Raw genomic sequence first — 15,761 nt, 5'->3', positions numbered from 1 at the left:
TCAGCGGTCCACGTCAGCCATAACGAAATCGATGCTACCCAGGTAGGCGATCAGGTCCGCGATCATGCTGCCGTTGATCACCGAGGGGATCTGTTGCAGGTGCGCGAAGCTGGGCGTCCGGATACGCGTGCGGTAGCTCATGGTGCTGCCGTCGCTGGTCAGGTAGTAGCTGTTGATACCCTTGGTCGCCTCGATCATCTGGAAGGCTTCGTTGGCCGGCATGACCGGGCCCCAGGAAACCTGCAGGAAGTGGGTGATCAGGGTTTCGATGTGTTGCAGCGTGCGTTCTTTCGGCGGCGGCGTGGTCAGCGGATGGTCGGCCTTGTACGGGCCTTCCGGCATGTTCTTCAGGCACTGTTCGATGATCCGCAGGCTCTGGCGCATCTCGCCCATCTTGACCATGCAGCGGTCGTAGGCGTCGCCGTTGTGGGCCAGCGGTACCTCGAACTCGAAGTTCTCGTAGCCGGAGTAGGGGCGGGCCTTGCGCAGGTCGAAGTCGCAACCGGTGGCGCGCAGGCCGGCGCCGGTGGTGCCCCACTCGAGGGCTTCCTTGGTGTTGTACTGGGCGACGCCGATGGTCCGGCCGCGCAGGATGCTGTTCTTCAGGGCCGCGGTCTCGTACTCGTCGAGGCGCTTGGGCATCCAGTCGAGGAACTCGCGGACCAGCTTGTCCCAGCCGCGCGGCAGGTCGTGGGCGACGCCGCCGATGCGGTACCAGGCCGGGTGCAGGCGGAAGCCGGTGATGGCCTCGACCACCTTGTAGGCGCGCTGGCGGTCGGTGAAGGTGAAGAACACCGGGGTCATGGCGCCGACGTCCTGGATATAGGTGCCCAGGTACAGCAGGTGGTTCAGGATGCGGAAGAACTCCGCCATCATGATCCGGATCACGTCGACCCGCTGCGGCACCTTGATCCCGGCGAGCTTCTCCACCGAGAGTACGTAGGGCAGGTTGTTCATCACCCCGCCGAGGTAGTCGATGCGGTCGGTGTAGGGGATGAAACTGTGCCAGGACTGGCGCTCGGCCATCTTCTCGGCGCCGCGGTGGTGGTAGCCGATCTCCGGGACGCAGTCGATGATCTCCTCGCCGTCCAGTTGCAGGATGATGCGGAACGCACCGTGGGCGGACGGGTGGTTCGGGCCGAGGTTGAGGAACATGTAGTCCTCGTTCTCGCCGTGGCGCTTCATGCCCCAGTCTTCCGGCTTGAAGCGCAGGGCCTCCTGCTCCAGGTCCTGCTTGGCGGCGGACAGGGAGTAGGGATCGAACTCGGTGGCGCGCGCCGGGTAGTCCTTGCGCAGCGGATGGCCCTGCCAGGTCGGCGGCATCAGCATGCGGGTCAGGTGCGGGTGGCCGGTGAAGGTGATGCCGTACATGTCCCACACTTCGCGCTCGTACCAGTTGGCGTTGGGCCAGATACGGGTGGCGGTGGGCAGGTTGAGGTCGCGCTCGGACAAGGCGACCTTGATCATCACGTCACTATTACGCTCCAGCGACATCAGGTGGTAGAACACGCTGAAGTCGGCGCTCGGCAGGCCGCGGCGATGGGTGCGCAGCCGCTCGTCGACGCCGTGCAGGTCGTAGAGCATCACGTAGGGCTTGGGTACCTGACGGAGGAAGGTCAGGACTTCGATCAGTCTTTCGCGCGGGACCCAGAGCACCGGCATGCCGGTACGGGTGGGCTGGACGGTGAAGGTCTCGGCGCCAAAGCGGGAATTCAGTTCGACGACGATATCCTGGTCGTCTGCCTTGTAAGGCGGGATGTACAGAGCGGAGTCTGCAGTCATGGTCTCGGTCGCTTTCGGTCAACGGTGGGGTGAACGCGGCTGGTCTCGGCCGGCCAGCGGGGCTGGCCGGGAGTTCCGGATCACACTTCGTCGGGGCTGCGCAGGTTGGTCACCTGGATGCGCTGCTCGCGTTTCAGGTCTTTCTGGGCCGGCATTTCGGCGCGGTAGACCCCCTGGTCGCCAACGACCCAGGACAACGGGCGGCGCTCCTGGCCGATGGATTCCTGCAGCAGCATCAGGCCTTGCAGGAACGCCTCCGGACGGGGCGGGCAGCCGGGGATGTAGACGTCCACGGGGAGGAACTTGTCGACCCCCTGGACCACCGAATAGATGTCGTACATGCCGCCGGAATTGGCGCACGAGCCCATGGAGATGACCCACTTGGGTTCGAGCATCTGCTCGTAGAGGCGCTGGATGACCGGGGCCATCTTGATGAAGCAGGTGCCGGCGATGACCATGAAATCGGCCTGGCGCGGCGACGCCCGGATCACTTCGGCGCCGAAGCGGGCGATATCGTGCGGCGCGGTGAAGGCGGTGGTCATCTCCACGTAGCAGCACGACAGCCCGAAGTTATAGGGCCAGAGCGAGTTCTTGCGACCCCAGTTGACGGTGGAGTTCAGCACATCCTCGAGCTTGCCCATGAAGATGTTCTTGTGAACCTGGCCCTCGACCAGCGGGTCGGCTACGGTTTCCCGTTCGCCTATCGGGTATTGGTCGTTGGCCGCATCGGGATCGATCCGGGTAAGTTTGTATTGCATCGCCAAAGCCTCATTGTTTTAGCTTCGCCTGCCGCTTGCGACGGCTTTCGGGAGCCCAATCGAGCGCACCGATCCGCCAAAGATAGACAAGACCCGCCAACAGAATTGCTATGAAAATGGTTGCCTCGATCAGGCCGGCCCAGCCGCTTTCGCGAACCGACACCGACCAGGCGAAGAGGAAGAGGGCTTCGACGTCGAAGATCACGAAGAGCATCGCGACCAGATAGAATTTTGCCGAGAGACGCAGGCGTGCGCCTCCGGTGGGGACGATCCCGGATTCGAAGGGTTCGTTCTTGCTGCGACCAAATGCCTTGCTGCCAAGCAGGGACGAAACCCCTAGCATGAAGGCGAGAAGGCCAACGACCCCTAGAAGGAAGGCAGCGAATCCCCAGTGATGAGCTGCAAGTTCAGCTGGGTTTGGCATGCTGATACTCCTTCTGTACCGGATATATAAGATCGTGGGTTCTGGGCGCAATGCCCGACTTCTTGTGCAACCCGCTGCGTAGTGAGCTAAGGGTTGTATGTATCTTTCCGATTTTATGCCCAAAGCGCCGGACAAGTAAATTTTTCTAACACAAACAGACGCTTCTCTGCTTTTTCCAGCGCTTTGGTTAATCCCCGAAAGCCTCGTGAATGCTGTCTCTGCGAGAAATGGCGCGGCCTGGCTGGCTTTTGGTCGTATTGCCGCGAAGCGTGGGGGAGGGCTCTTTGCAAGACCTCAAACGATAATGAATATCGTTTGCAATGTCGCATCCGTATAACTTCGCTACATATATTCTTCGCCGCGTTACTATTGTTTACCCTTTTATTGGTAATTACTCGCGATCAATCCGTTATTGCATTAAACCGGGAATATTTTCCGGGCCGGGCGCCTGGCGGTTTTTCTTCTTTCCGCACCATGACAACCCGGCTGTGGCGCCGCCTGGGGCTGCGCCCGCGGTTCTTCGTGACGGATGCGAAGGCGCTGGGCAAGGTTTGCGGCGGTTAGCTTCGCAGCGCAGATGTAGTCGCTCTGGAGGTGCGCTACCTAGGGGCTGCGGTAGCGTCCCGGGGTTTCTTGCCGACCCAGGCCCAGACCATCTCGCAGGCGATCGGCTGGTTGCCGTTCTCGTCGCTGACCAGCACCGCCACGCGGACCTCGCCCTTGTCCTGTTGCCGGATCTGCTCGATCTGTCCGGCCTCCAGCGTCGCGATGGCGGTCAGGTCGCCCTGGGCGCGCTTGAGATAGTCGATCTTCATGGTCTTGATCAGCGGCAGCTTGTCGTCCGGTACGTTCATTCCGACCAGGAAGCCGCTGGCCGACTCGGCGAGCAAGGCCATCGCTGCGGCATGGATACCTTTTATGTGGTTCTGCACCGGTCGACGGTTCTTCAGGCTGAGGATGGCGCGCTCCTGCCCCAGTTCATGGATGCGCACCCTCGCCGTGCCGGCGAAGCGCACCTGGGAGCCCAGCAGCAGCGTCAGGCTGCGGCTGCGCAGGCGGCGGGGGAGGAGGTTGATGGCGCCGACGGCGCGGCTGAGACGATTGCGCTTGGGCATGCTGGCGTCCTTCCATAGAGAGGGGAGCCTGCATTCCACCCGCTTTGCCCGGGCTTGCCCACGGCTGTAGCGGCGACCTGCGCCGGCATTCCGGCCAACGCAGGTCGTCGTGGCGCGTCAGAGCAGGCGTCGGCCGTCTTCGCGGGTGATCACCACGGTGGCCGAGCGTGGCCGGCGGCCCGGCCCGTCCGGCCAGGTGCTGAGGAGGTTATCGGCGGTCGAGCCTTCCCCCGGGTGCTGGATGTTGATGAACAGCGTACGGAAGTCCGGCGTCGCGGCAATGCCGGTCACCTCGCAACCCAGCGGACCGGTGAGGAAGCGCTTCAGTTCGCCGGTGCGCGGGTCGGCCACCAGCATCTGGTTGTTGCCGAACGGGCCGCTGCTCAACTGGCTGCCGCTCATGTCGGTCTGGATCCACAGGCGGCCTTCCGGGTCGAACCAGAGGCCGTCGGGGCTGGCCAGGATATTGTCCTGGTTCAGCGGCTTGCCGTCCGGGCCGCGGCTGTCTTCGCCGGGACCGGCGAGCATGAACAGGTCCCAGGTGAAGCGTTGGCCGGCATAGTCGCGGCTGCGTTCGCGCCAGCGGATGATATGGCCGTAGGCGTTCTTCACCCGTGGGTTGGCCGCGTCGGCGACGGTGCGCGACGTGTTGTTGGTGAGGGTGAAGTAGACGTCACCGTTGTCCGGGTTGACCGCGCCCCACTCCGGGCGATCCATCTTGGTCGCGCCGAGGACATCGGCGGCCAGGCGGGTGTTGATCAGCACTTCGCCCTGGTCGGCGAAGCTCACCCCGGCCTTGCGACAGGCCGCGCGGAAGTTGCCGTCGGCGATGTCCAGCGGCAGCCACTGGCCACTGCCATCGGCGTTGAAGCGGGCGACGTAGAGGGTGCCTTCGTCGAGCAGGCGAGCGTTGCTGCGACCCGGACGGAACTTGTCGCGGCTGACGTACTTGTAGATGTACTCGTTCTGCGAGTCGTCGCCAGAGTAGCAGACTACCTGGCGGCCCGGCTTGACCGGGGCGAAGACCAGGCCTTCGTGGGCGAAGCGGCCGAGAGCGGTGCGCTTGACCGGTACCGATTGCGGGTCGAACGGGTCGATCTCGACGATCCAGCCGAAGTTGTTCGGTTCGTTGCGGTAGTCGTCCTGAGCCTGTTTGCCCTTGCGGGTGGCGTCGAAGCGCTCGAACTCGTCGCCCGCCAGGGTCTCCCAGCCGAAACGGCTGGTGTTGCGAATGCCGTAGCGGGTCAGTTCGCGCGGCAGTTCGCTGTCCTGGGTGGAGAAATAGCCGACCCAGTTCTCCTCGCAGGTGAGGTAGGTGCCCCAGGGGGTGAAACCGTTGGAACAGTTGTTGTGGGTGCCGCGGGTGCGGGTGCCGTCCGGACTGTGGCGGGTGCGCAGCAGTTCGTGGCCGCGCGCCGGGCCGGCGATACGCATCGGCGTGGCGGCGGTGATCCGCCGATTGCGTTGCGACGGCACGACATTCCACTCGCCACGCACGTTGCGACGGATCTCCACGACGGAAACGCCATGGGCGTTGATTTCCTTGCGCACTTCATCGGCGACGGTGCGCTTGCCATCGACCACGGTCGGGCCATTGGTGTGCAGCAGCGGCGCGTCGATGTATTCATGGTTGAGCACCAGCAGGCCATGGTTGCTGATGTGTCCGCCGCCGAAGCCGAACTGCGCGTCGATCGGGAAGAAGTGCATGCCGTCGTGGTGCATGCCGATCTGTTCGGCCTGGTCCTGGGCGCTGTTGCTGGCGTCGTCGAGGAATCCCGGATAACTGCCGCTGATCGGGGTGCCCCAGGGTATGAAGGGCGTCGCCTTGTAGCCGGCGGGCACCCGGATGGTATCGGCGCGGCCGCTGGCGAGGGCTTCGAAGGGTAAGCGGTTGCGGCGTTTGAAAGGCAAGCCGCGCAGGCCTTCCGCGGCGGGCGCCTGCGCTTCGGCGGGAGCGGCGCTGGCGGGGAGCGCGACGCCGAGGAAGGCGAGGGCGCCGAGCGCCGCGCCGCCGGCCAGGACCTGGCGGCGGCCGAGGCCGGCGATCAGGTCGTTCATGTGCGGGTTGTTCGAATGGTTGCTGGGCAACTCGTCGCCATCACCGAACAGGATGGCATCTTTTTTCTCCAGGCTCACGGACGTGCTCCTTGTGGGCTGATCGACGGAGCATTGACGCTAACCGCTGAAAGCGACGGGACGATGACAGGCACTCGAGGCCTTTTGCCATGATCCGGAAATGAAAAACCCCGGCCGGAGCCGGGGTTTTCGCGAGGCGGGCCGGGCAGATCGTGGCTGCCCGGCTGGCCCCTGTTCCTTAGTGGAACTGGTTCATGGTGTTGTCTTTGCCGCTGGCCTTCAGAGCGGCTTCGCCAGCGAAGTACTCTTTATGGTTGTCGCCGATGTCGGAGCCCGCCATGTTCTGGTGCTTGACGCAGGCGATGCCCTGGCGCAGTTCCTGGCGCTGCACGCCCTTCACGTAGGCCAGCATGCCTTCGTCGGCGAAGTAGCCCTTGGCCAGGTTGTCGGTGGACAGCGCGGCGGTGTGGTAGGTCGGCAGGGTGATCAGGTGGTGGAAGATGCCGGCGTGGGCCGAGCCATCGCGCTGGAAGGTGCGGATCTTCTCGTCGGCGACCTTGGCCAGCTCGGTGTCGTCGTACTCGACGCTCATCAGCTTGTTGCGGTCGTAGGCGGAAACGTCCTTGCCTTCGGCGACGAACGCATCGAACACCTGCTGGCGGAAGTTCAGGGTCCAGTTGAAGGACGGGCTGTTGTTGTAGACCAGCTTGGCGTTCGGAATCACTTCGCGGATGCGATCGACCATTGCCTTGATCTGGCCGACGTGCGGCTTCTCGGTTTCGATCCAGAGCAGGTCGGCGCCGTTCTGCAGCGAGGTGATGCAGTCCAGGACGCAGCGATCTTCGCCGGTGCCCTTGCGGAACTGGAACAGGTTGGAAGCCAGGCGCTTCGGACGCAGCAGTTTGCCTTCGCGCTTGATCACGACGTCGCCGTTGCCCAGCTCGGCCTCGGAGATCTCTTCGCAATCCAGGAAGGAGTTGTACAGGTCGCCCAGGTCGCCCGGCTCGTTGGTCACGGCGATCTGCTTGGTCAGGCCGGCGCCCAGGGAGTCGGTACGGGCGACGATCACGCCATCGTCCACGCCCAGCTCGAGGAAGGCGTAGCGTACGGCATTGATCTTGGCGAGGAAGTCGATGTGCGGAACGGTGACCTTGCCGTCCTGGTGGCCGCACTGCTTCTCGTCGGACACCTGGTTCTCGATCTGGATGCAGCAGGCGCCGGCTTCGATCATCTTCTTGGCCAGCAGGTAGGTCGCCTCGGCGTTGCCGAAGCCGGCGTCGATGTCGGCGATGATCGGCACCACGTGGGTTTCGAAGTTGTCGATCTGGGCCAGCAGCTCGGCTTCCTTGGCCTTGTCGCCAGCGGCGCGGGCAGCGTCCAGGCCGGTGAACAGCAGGTCCAGCTCGCGGGCGTCAGCCTGGCGCAGGAAGGTGTACAGCTCTTCGATCAGGCCGGAAACCGCGGTTTTCTCGTGCATGGACTGGTCCGGCAGCGGGCCGAAGTCGGAGCGCAGCGCGGCGACCATCCAACCGGACAGGTAGAGGTAGCGCTTGTTGGTGGTCTTCAGGTGCTTCTTGATCGAGATCAGCTTCTGCTGCCCGATGAAGCCGTGCCAGCAACCCAGCGACTGGGTGTAGACGGAGGAGTCCGCATCGTATTCGGCCATGTCCTTGCGCATGATGGCCGCGGTGTACTTGGCGATATCCAGGCCGGTCTTGAAGCGGTTCTGGATACGCATGCGAGCTGCGTACTCGGGGTTGATCGCGCTCCAGCTGCTGCCGTTCTTCTCTTTCAGCGCGGCAACTGCCTTGATCTCGTTCTGATATGCGGACATGGTCAATCCTTCAAGAAATGTATTGGTTGAGCACCGACTGACCCACTCAAAACCTGCTGGTGAAGGTTGTCTTGCGGGTGGCTCACCGCTGCATGGCGAGAGAATGACCGTGGCGAAGAATGACGCCGAGGAGGGGGTGGAGACGAACAGTTCGCGGACCGTGCTTCTCGACTGGCTCAAGTGCCGTTCGGCTCGTGGTTGCCGGTGGGCGACTCGCTGTCGAGTCTTTCGATCTGGCTGATACGTAAACGCTTCCCCGTCCCTCAGGACAACTTCGTTCCAGTCGCAATCTCGTCAAGCCGCCTTGTGGGCAGATCAACACGGTGGAGGCCGAGGGCGTATCGGCGCAGGCACCGGGAGCTCGTCGTTTCAGAGCCCCTGATTAGCGGGAGCGGGGCCATCATGCTCTGGAAAAAATCCGTCGTCAAACGTTTTGTAGTGTTTTTTCAAGACTACTACACGAAGGTCTAAGAGTGACCGGATGGTCTTGTCTGGTCGAGATGTTTCCGTTTGCATCGAAAATGCCCGCAAGAGCCCGCGCCCCGCGGCTTTGCCGGAGCGGGAGGCAATTCGCGCTGGAAAGAGCGCCGTCGGTCAGTCGAGGGTTTCGACTTTCAGGCGCAGGCTGGTGTCGTCGCGTCCCTGGGTCGAGTAGCGACGCACGAAGCCGCGCTGGTCGGCCTGGTTCTGTTCGCTGACGCCGCCCAGGGTGATCCACTCGCCGAGCTTGCCGCTGACCCGGGTGTCGGTGCTCTGGGTATCGATGACGCCGGGATGGCTCTGGCTGAGGTGGTCATTGCTGGAGCTGATGGTGACGTGCACCAGATTGCCGGTCAGCGTCGCGGTGACGTAGAAGCCGCGGTTGACGTTGCGGTATTCGGTCTGGCTGTAGATCTGCCCGTAGGGACCGGTGGCGGTGCTGGTGATGGGGACGCTCTGGCCGACCTGGATCAGCGCCGGGTAGCCCTCGGTGGCCTGGACCTGCTGGCTGCCGCCGGAACGGCTGTCGGTGGAGCGACGGATGATGCGGACGCGATCCTTGCCGTTGACCTCGCCGCGGCCGCTCTGGATCTCGATGTTGCCGGCGCTGGCCGAACCATCCACCGAATAGCCGCGGCTGTCCTGTTGCAGGTTCTCGCTGGTATCCACGGTGATCAGCAGGCGATGCGGGCGCGAGTCGATCTGCTGCAGGACCGATTGCAACTCGCGGATCTTCGCCGGCTCGGCATTGACGATCAGCTGGTTGCCATAGGCGGTGACCTTGCCTTCGCTGCCGATGACCGACTGGGCCACCGCCATCACGTCGTCGGCGGTGCGGTAGTTGAGCGGGATCACTTCGGTGCGCGGGGCGGCCGAGGCGCCGAGAACGACCGTCGCCAGCAGCGAGGAGAGCAGGGTGGTGCGCAACAGGGTCACAGGAGGAAGCTCCGCAGGTCCGGGTCGGAAAGGCTGGTGTCCCAGGCCTGCTCGAAGCGGGCCTGGAGTTGACGCACCCGCCCGGCGGCACGGTAGCAGGCGTAGCCCGCCGGTTGCGCCGGTTTCGGGCGCAGTAGCAGGCCCTGGTCGTCGGCCAGGAGGAAGGCGTCGTCCTCTTTAGGGTAGTCCGGGTTGAGCCGGCGGATCAGGCAGTTGCTCGACAGGCGGCGCGAAAGGCTGATCAGGCGGTGGCCGTTGCGCACGGCCTGGGCGCTGTCGCCAACGAGGATACGCAGGCGATTGCGTGGATTGGCCAGGAGGAAACGGGTGCAGGCTTCCTGGATGCTGCTGTGGTGATAGAGCCAGCTTTCCAGGTCGGGACTGTGCAGGCAGAGCGAGCGGCGGGCCTGCTGCAGGAGGGCCAGGGCATGGGCGCGGGCTTCCTGCGGATGCTCGAAGCGCTCCAGCGGCTCATGTTCGCCGAGGCGGAATGGCGCTGGTTCCCAGCGTTCCGCAGGCAGCGCGGCGCTGGCCGGGTTGCGTACCGCAAAGCGCCCCGGAGAGCTGAATTCGATGGCCGGCAGGTCGGCCGGCGAGGTCTCCGGGGCGTCGCTCATCGGGCCTCAGTCGCTGTCGCGAACCATGTCGACATGGGGCAGGCCGGCGTCGAGGAACTCGCCGCTGTCGACCTTGAAGCCCAGTCGCTCGTAGAAGGGTATGGCATAGACCTGCGCGGTCAGCAGTTGGCGCTTCAGGCCGCGTCGCTCGGCTTCCTCGATGGCCGCGCGCATCAGCGCGTCGCCGACCTTCAGGCCGCGCCAGTCCTTGAGTACCGAGACCCTGCCGATGTGCCCGTCGCCCAGCAGGCGCGCGGTGCCGATCGCGTATTCGCCTTCATAGGCGAGAAAATGCACGGCTTCGTCGTCTTCGGCGTCCCACTCCAGTTCCGGCGGAACCGACTGTTCGGCAATGAAGACCGCTTCGCGGATGCGGCGCAGCTCGGCATTGTCCTTCTGCCAGTCGGCTACGCGTACGCGGATCTTATTCATCTGCAAACTCCAAACTGCCCTGTTTGACCAACTCCGCCAACAGCTTACGCGCATCGTCGTCGGCCAGCCATTGGCCGAGGTTTTCCAGATGCAACGCATCGGCCGAGCAGACCAGCTTCAGCAGTTCCTTGAGCTGGCCGGGCAGGAGTACGCTCTGGCCGCTGGCGAACAGCACCAGGCCGATGTCGATCTCGCTCCAGGCCAGGCGGGCGCTGGGGTTGCGCACCAGCAGCGCGCCATCCTCGAGGGCGCCGAATAGCTCCTCTTCGGGGATATCCTCGCCGGCAACCAGTTCAGGATAGCGCGGCTCGGTCATGAACTGGCCGAACCAGGTCAGCAGCAGGCGCTCGTCGCTCATGTGCTCCTGGATCAGGCCCTGCAGGCGCTCCAGAGCGTCGCGCTGGATCTGGTGCGGATCGTCGCCTACCGGTTGTAGGCCGGCATCGGTGTAGCGCTCCTCGTCGGAGAGGAACTGGCCGAGGAAGTCGGTGAAATGGGTCAGCACTTCGGCGGCGCTGGGCGCGCGGAAGCCGATCGAGTAGGTCATGCACTCGTCTTCGGCAATGCCGTAGTGGGCGAGGCGCGGGGGCAGGTAGAGCATGTCGCCGGGCTCCAGGACCCACTCGTCGCTCTGTTCGAAGTCGGCGAGGATGCGCAGGTCGGCGTGCTCGCGCAGCGGGCTGTCGCTGCTGCACATCTGTCCGACTTTCCAGCGCCGGCGTCCGTGGCCCTGAAGCAGGAATACGTCGTAGTTGTCGAAGTGCGGACCGACGCCGCCGCCGGGAGCGGCGTAGCTGATCATCACGTCGTCGATCCGCCAGCTGGGCAGGAAGCGGAATTGCTCCAGCAGTTGGGCGACTTCCGGGACGAACTGGTCGACCGCCTGCACCAGCAGGGTCCAGTCCTGTTCCGGCAGGTGCTGGTAGTCCTCCTCCTGGAACGGGCCACGGCGCATTTCCCACGGGGTTTTCCCGTGTTCGAGGACGATGCGCGATTCCACCGATTCCTCCAGCGACAGCCCGGCCAGCTCGTCGGCGGACAGCGGGCTTTCGAAGTCCGGGATTGCCTGGCGGACCAGCAGCGGTTTGCGCTGCCAGTAGTCGCGGAGGAATTCGGCAGCGGTCAGTCCGCCCAGAAGTTGCAGGGGAGTATCAGCATTCATGGTTAAGTCCTTGAAACAAAAACGCCCGGCGCAGCCGGGCGTGCAAAAGGGTTGCGTGCTCAGATGCGCTTGGCCTGGGCGGCGGCATTGCCGACGTAGCCGGCCGGGGTCAGCTTCTTCAGCTCGACCTTGGCCTCGGCGGGAATCGCCAGCTCTTCGATGAAAGTCTGCAAGGCTTCGGCGCTGATGCCTTTGCCGCGGGTCAGTTCCTTCAGCTTTTCGTAGGGGTTTTCCACGCCATAGCGACGCATCACGGTCTGCACCGGCTCGGCGAGGACTTCCCAGCAGGCGTCCAGGTCCTCGGCGATGCGCTGGGCGTTCAGCTCCAGCTTGCCGATGCCCTTCAGGCTGGCCTCGTAGGCGATGACGCTGTGGGCGATGCCGACGCCGAGGTTGCGCAGCACGGTGGAGTCGGTCAGGTCGCGCTGCCAGCGCGAGATCGGCAGCTTGCTGGCCAGGTGCTGGAACAGCGCGTTGGCGATGCCGAGGTTACCCTCGGAGTTCTCGAAGTCGATCGGGTTGACCTTGTGCGGCATGGTCGAGGAGCCGATCTCGCCGGCCACGGTCTTCTGCTTGAAGTAGCCGAGGGAGATGTAGCCCCAGACGTCGCGGTCGAAGTCGATGAGGATGGTGTTGAAGCGGGCGATCGCATCGAACAGCTCGGCGATGTAGTCGTGCGGCTCGATCTGGGTGGTGTAGGGGTTGAAGGTCAGGCCGAGGTCGCCTTCGATGAACTGGCGGGCGTTGGCTTCCCAGTCGACTTCGGGATAGGCGGACAGGTGGGCGTTGTAGTTGCCCACGGCACCGTTGATCTTGCCCAGCAACTCGATCCCGGCGACCTGCTTGATCTGCCGCTCCAGGCGGTAGACGACGTTGGCCAGTTCCTTGCCCAGGGTGGTCGGCGAGGCAGGCTGGCCGTGGGTGCGGGAGAGCATCGGCACGTCGGCGAATTTCACCGCCAGTTCGCGGATGGCCTCGGCGATCTGGCGCATCAGCGGCAGCAGCACGCTGTCGCGACCCTCGCGGAGCATCAGGGCGTGGGACAGGTTGTTGATGTCCTCGGAGGTGCAGGCGAAGTGGATGAACTCGCTGACCGCGGCCAGCTCCGGGAGCTTGGCGGCCTGTTCCTTGAGCAGGTACTCCACGGCTTTCACGTCGTGGTTGGTGGTGCGCTCGATTTCCTTGATGCGTTCGGCGTGTTCCAGCTGGAAGTCGCTGGCCAGGCTGTCGAGCAGGGCGTTGGCTTCGGCGGAGAACGGCGCGACCTCGGGAATCCCGGCGTGGGCGGCGAGGCGCTGCAGCCAGCGGACTTCCACCATGACGCGGAAACGGATCAGGCCGTATTCGCTGAAGATCGGACGCAGGCTGCTGGTTTTGCCGGCATAGCGGCCATCGACGGGGGATACCGCGGTGAGCGAGGAAAGCTGCATGAGACGTTCTCGTGGCTGGAAGTCAACGAAAAAGGGGCGCATATCATACATGAAAGGTGCGCCCCGGTGGGGCATTCAGCGGGGCCTTTCGGCGGGGCGGTTGCCCAGCAGGGGGATCAGGCTGGCGGCGAAGATCAGGGCGGCGCCGAGCAGCGACGTGTGGCTGGGCAGTTCGTCCCAGCGCAGCCAGGCGATCACCCCGGCGAAAACGATGGCCATGTAGGCGATCGGTCCGATCACTCCCGGGGAGGCCAGGGCATAGGCCTGCGACATGGTCAGTTGGCCGAGGCTGGCGAACAGTCCGGCGCCGAGCAGCAGGAGCAGTTCCTGGCCGTTCAGCGGCTGCCAGGCCCAGGCCAGCGGCACGGCGGAGAACAGGGTGCCGAACAGGGCGAAGTAGAAGACGATGCGATAGGCCGGCTCGCTGTCGCTCATTTCGCGGATCGAGACGAAGGCACAGGCGGCCATCAGGCTGGAAGCGATGCCGACCAGGGCGATCGGCGCCACTACCACGCCGCTGGGCCTGGCCACCAGCAGCACGCCGAGGAAGCCGACCAGGGTGGCGACCATCATGCGGCGGGTCAGCGGCTCCTTGATCCACAGGTGTGCGATCAGCGGCGTGAACACCGGCGCGGCATAGCTGAACAGCATGGCGTCGGTCAGCGGTAGGTGGGCGAGGGCGTAGAAGTAGCAGTACATGCCGCCCAGGCCGTAGGTGGTGCGCAGCAGGTGCGATAGCGGGCGGCGGGTGCGCAGCGGGCCGATGCCGCGAGTCAGCGCCAGGGGCAGGAAGAACAGCACGCCGACGAGGTTGCGGAAGAACACCACGGTTTCGTTGTTGACGGTGCTGGAAGCCTCGCGGATCAGGCCGCCCATCAGGGCGAAGAACAGCGCCGAAAGAGCCAGCATGGCAGCGCCCTGGGTCGGGCTGTTGCGCCGTTGCGGCTGGCTTCCGGCCATGGCCATGGCTAGCCGCGCAGCAGGGGATAGAGTTCGTTGAGCAGCCGGCGCCGGCTGAACACCATCTGCCAGCGGCTGCCGCCCAGTTGCCGCCAGAGCCGCGCCGAGCGGATGCCGGCGAGCAGCAGGGCGCGGATCCGCGCGGCGTTGCTGCTGACCTGCAGATGGCGCATGTCGCCGTGTACCTGGATGCGCTGGCGGAAGGTGCTGAGGGTGTCCTGGTAGATGCTGGCGAACGAGGCGATGACGTTCTCGTGGACCAGGCCGAAGTGCTGGACCTGCTGTTCGACCTGGTCGAGGCGCTGGCCGATCAGGTCAAGCATGTCGCCGCGCTTGTCCAGTTGCCGTTCCAGGGTCAGCATCGCCAGGGCGTAGCGCAGCGGTTCGCGCTGCAGGCTGCCGGGCTTGCGCTCCAGGGCGCTGGCCAGGGCCTTGAAGCCGTCGCGCAGGTTGAGGCTGTCGCCACCGTAGACGTCCAGGGTGCTGGCCGGGTTGCGCGCCAGCAGGCTGCCGAGCATGCAGCCCAGCGGGGCTTCGCTGATCTGCCCGGTGCGTGCCAGCTTGTCGACCAGGGCTGCGGATTCGAAGACGGCGCCGAGGGCAATCAGTTGCTGTCGCGGATCGCTCACGGGCGTCCTCCGAAATCCCAGGCTTCCGCCGTTTCGATCACGCCGCCGCCGAGGCAGACGTCGCCGTCGTAGAACACCACCGATTGCCCCGGGGTCACTGCGCGCTGCGGTTCGTCGAACACCGCGCGGTAGCCTTCGGCGGTTTTCTCCAGGACGCAGTCCTGGTCGCTCTGCCGGTAGCGCACCTTGGCCCGCAGGCGGCGCGGCCGCTCCAGTTCGACCGGGTTGACCCAGTAGATTCGCGAGGCCAGCAGGGCGCGGGAGAACAGCAGCGGGTGGTCGTTGCCCTGGCCGACCAGCAGCACGTTGCGTTGCAGGTCCTTGCCGAGTACGTACCAGGGATCGTCGCCGGCCTCCTTGAGGCCGCCGATGCCGAGGCCCTGGCGCTGGCCGATGGTGTGGTACATCAGGCCGCTGTGGCGACCGATGACCTTGCCTTCGGTGGTCTCGATGTCGCCCGGCTGGGCCGGCAGGTACTGCTTGAGGAAATCGGTGAAGCGTCGCTCGCCAATGAAGCAGATGCCCGTGGAGTCCTTCTTCTTCGCCGTGGCGAGGCCATGCTTCTCGGCGATGGCGCGGACTTCCGGCTTCTCCAGTTCGCCGACGGGGAACAGGCTGCGGGCGATCTGCTCGCCGCCCACCGCGTGCAGGAAGTAGCTCTGATCCTTGTTCGGGTCCAGGCCCTTGAGCAGCTCGGTGCGCCCGTCGCGGTCACGGCGCCGCACATAGTGGCCGGTGGCGATCAGGTCCGCGCCGAGCATCAGCGCGTAGTCGAGGAACGCCTTGAACTTGATTTCGCGGTTGCAGAGGATGTCCGGGTTCGGCGTACGGCCGGCCTTGTACTCGGCAAGGAAGTGCTCGAACACGTTATCCCAGTATTCCGCGGCGAAGTTCGCCGTGTGCAGCTTGATGCCGATCCGGTCGCAGACGGCCTGGGCGTCGGCCAGGTCCTCGCGGGCGGTACAATATTCGGTGCCGTCGTCCTCGTCCCAGTTCTTCATGAACAGGCCTTCGACCTGATAGCCCTGCTGCAACAGGAGCAGGGCGGAGACGGACGAGTCGACGCCGCCGGACATGCCGACGATCACGCGCTCGCGGCGTGGGGTGGGGGCGGATTCAGACATAG

The 15,761-nt window shown here is 64.7% G+C and carries 14 protein-coding genes; all 14 read right to left on the bottom strand.

What is annotated here, in order from left to right; translation table 11 throughout:
- The 14 genes from nuoC to mnmA all read right to left on the bottom strand — a co-directional run bounded on the left by nuoC (position 1) and on the right by mnmA (position 15,759).
- A complete protein-coding gene (gene nuoC, locus HMPREF2914_RS22120; protein WP_003090458.1) occupies positions 1–1,782 on the bottom strand; it encodes an NADH-quinone oxidoreductase subunit C/D in 1,782 nt (593 codons plus the stop codon).
- Between the two features lie 80 nt (positions 1,783–1,862).
- The gene (locus HMPREF2914_RS22115; protein WP_003090455.1) at positions 1,863–2,540 is read right to left on the bottom strand and encodes a NuoB/complex I 20 kDa subunit family protein; all 678 of its coding nucleotides are present in this window, start codon (positions 2,538–2,540) and stop codon (positions 1,863–1,865) included.
- 10 nt (positions 2,541–2,550) lie between these two features.
- Complete coding sequence (locus HMPREF2914_RS22110; protein ID WP_003090452.1) at positions 2,551–2,964, bottom strand: NADH-quinone oxidoreductase subunit A; 414 nt, start codon at positions 2,962–2,964, stop codon at positions 2,551–2,553.
- A gap of 599 nt (positions 2,965–3,563) precedes the next feature.
- Positions 3,564–4,118, bottom strand: coding sequence for a DUF4442 domain-containing protein (locus HMPREF2914_RS22105; RefSeq protein WP_003119967.1), 555 nt, complete (start codon positions 4,116–4,118; stop codon positions 3,564–3,566).
- Positions 4,119–4,196: 78 nt separating this feature from the next.
- A complete protein-coding gene (locus tag HMPREF2914_RS22100) occupies positions 4,197–6,215 on the bottom strand; it encodes a PhoX family protein (protein ID WP_023091676.1) in 2,019 nt (672 codons plus the stop codon).
- Between the two features lie 178 nt (positions 6,216–6,393).
- Positions 6,394–7,989 carry an isocitrate lyase gene (locus tag HMPREF2914_RS22095; protein ID WP_003090447.1) on the bottom strand — a complete coding sequence of 532 codons (1,596 nt, stop codon included), beginning with the start codon at positions 7,987–7,989 and terminating at the stop codon, positions 6,394–6,396.
- Positions 7,990–8,583: 594 nt separating this feature from the next.
- The gene (locus HMPREF2914_RS22090) at positions 8,584–9,405 is read right to left on the bottom strand and encodes a secretin N-terminal domain-containing protein (RefSeq protein ID WP_023091677.1); all 822 of its coding nucleotides are present in this window, start codon (positions 9,403–9,405) and stop codon (positions 8,584–8,586) included.
- Positions 9,402–10,022 carry a DUF7931 domain-containing protein gene (locus HMPREF2914_RS22085; protein WP_023091678.1) on the bottom strand — a complete coding sequence of 207 codons (621 nt, stop codon included), beginning with the start codon at positions 10,020–10,022 and terminating at the stop codon, positions 9,402–9,404. Before HMPREF2914_RS22085 ends, HMPREF2914_RS22090 begins: the two co-directional genes overlap by 4 nt.
- A 6-nt stretch (positions 10,023–10,028) precedes the next feature.
- Positions 10,029–10,454 carry a GNAT family N-acetyltransferase gene (locus HMPREF2914_RS22080; protein WP_003090444.1) on the bottom strand — a complete coding sequence of 142 codons (426 nt, stop codon included), beginning with the start codon at positions 10,452–10,454 and terminating at the stop codon, positions 10,029–10,031.
- A complete protein-coding gene (locus HMPREF2914_RS22075) occupies positions 10,447–11,616 on the bottom strand; it encodes a ribosomal protein uL16 3-hydroxylase (RefSeq protein WP_003090443.1) in 1,170 nt (389 codons plus the stop codon). The genes HMPREF2914_RS22080 and HMPREF2914_RS22075 overlap by 8 nt, the downstream gene beginning before the upstream one ends.
- A 59-nt stretch (positions 11,617–11,675) precedes the next feature.
- Complete coding sequence (gene purB / locus HMPREF2914_RS22070) at positions 11,676–13,046, bottom strand: adenylosuccinate lyase (RefSeq protein WP_003090442.1); 1,371 nt, start codon at positions 13,044–13,046, stop codon at positions 11,676–11,678.
- Between the two features lie 75 nt (positions 13,047–13,121).
- Entirely contained in the window at positions 13,122–14,012 is an 891-nt protein-coding gene (locus HMPREF2914_RS22065; protein ID WP_023091679.1) for a DMT family transporter, read from the bottom strand.
- A 2-nt stretch (positions 14,013–14,014) separates the two neighbouring features.
- Positions 14,015–14,635, bottom strand: coding sequence for a high frequency lysogenization protein HflD (hflD, locus tag HMPREF2914_RS22060; RefSeq protein ID WP_003090440.1), 621 nt, complete (start codon positions 14,633–14,635; stop codon positions 14,015–14,017).
- On the bottom strand, positions 14,632–15,759 hold the full coding sequence (mnmA, locus tag HMPREF2914_RS22055; protein ID WP_003131114.1) for a tRNA 2-thiouridine(34) synthase MnmA: 1,128 nt from the start codon (positions 15,757–15,759) through the stop codon (positions 14,632–14,634). The genes hflD and mnmA overlap by 4 nt, the downstream gene beginning before the upstream one ends.
- Between the last annotated feature and the right edge of the window lie 2 nt (positions 15,760–15,761).

The organism is Pseudomonas sp. HMSC067G02, from assembly GCF_001813485.1.
Lineage (GTDB): Bacteria > Pseudomonadota > Gammaproteobacteria > Pseudomonadales > Pseudomonadaceae > Pseudomonas > Pseudomonas aeruginosa.
This window is presented reverse-complemented; position numbering and strand designations above follow the sequence as displayed.

Bases quoted from the DNA above. Each gene is read 5' to 3' on its own strand.
- nuoC (WP_003090458.1), bottom strand. From the start codon at position 1,782: ATGACTGCAGACTCCGCTCTGTACATCCCGCCTTACAAGGCAGACGAC.
- HMPREF2914_RS22115 (WP_003090455.1), bottom strand. From the start codon at position 2,540: ATGCAATACAAACTTACCCGGATCGATCCCGATGCGGCCAACGACCAA.
- HMPREF2914_RS22110 (WP_003090452.1), bottom strand. From the start codon at position 2,964: ATGCCAAACCCAGCTGAACTTGCAGCTCATCACTGGGGATTCGCTGCC.
- HMPREF2914_RS22095 (WP_003090447.1), bottom strand. From the start codon at position 7,989: ATGTCCGCATATCAGAACGAGATCAAGGCAGTTGCCGCGCTGAAAGAG.
- HMPREF2914_RS22085 (WP_023091678.1), bottom strand. From the start codon at position 10,022: ATGAGCGACGCCCCGGAGACCTCGCCGGCCGACCTGCCGGCCATCGAA.
- HMPREF2914_RS22080 (WP_003090444.1), bottom strand. From the start codon at position 10,454: ATGAATAAGATCCGCGTACGCGTAGCCGACTGGCAGAAGGACAATGCC.
- HMPREF2914_RS22075 (WP_003090443.1), bottom strand. From the start codon at position 11,616: ATGAATGCTGATACTCCCCTGCAACTTCTGGGCGGACTGACCGCTGCC.
- purB (WP_003090442.1), bottom strand. From the start codon at position 13,046: ATGCAGCTTTCCTCGCTCACCGCGGTATCCCCCGTCGATGGCCGCTAT.
- HMPREF2914_RS22065 (WP_023091679.1), bottom strand. From the start codon at position 14,012: ATGGCCATGGCCGGAAGCCAGCCGCAACGGCGCAACAGCCCGACCCAG.
- mnmA (WP_003131114.1), bottom strand. From the start codon at position 15,759: ATGTCTGAATCCGCCCCCACCCCACGCCGCGAGCGCGTGATCGTCGGC.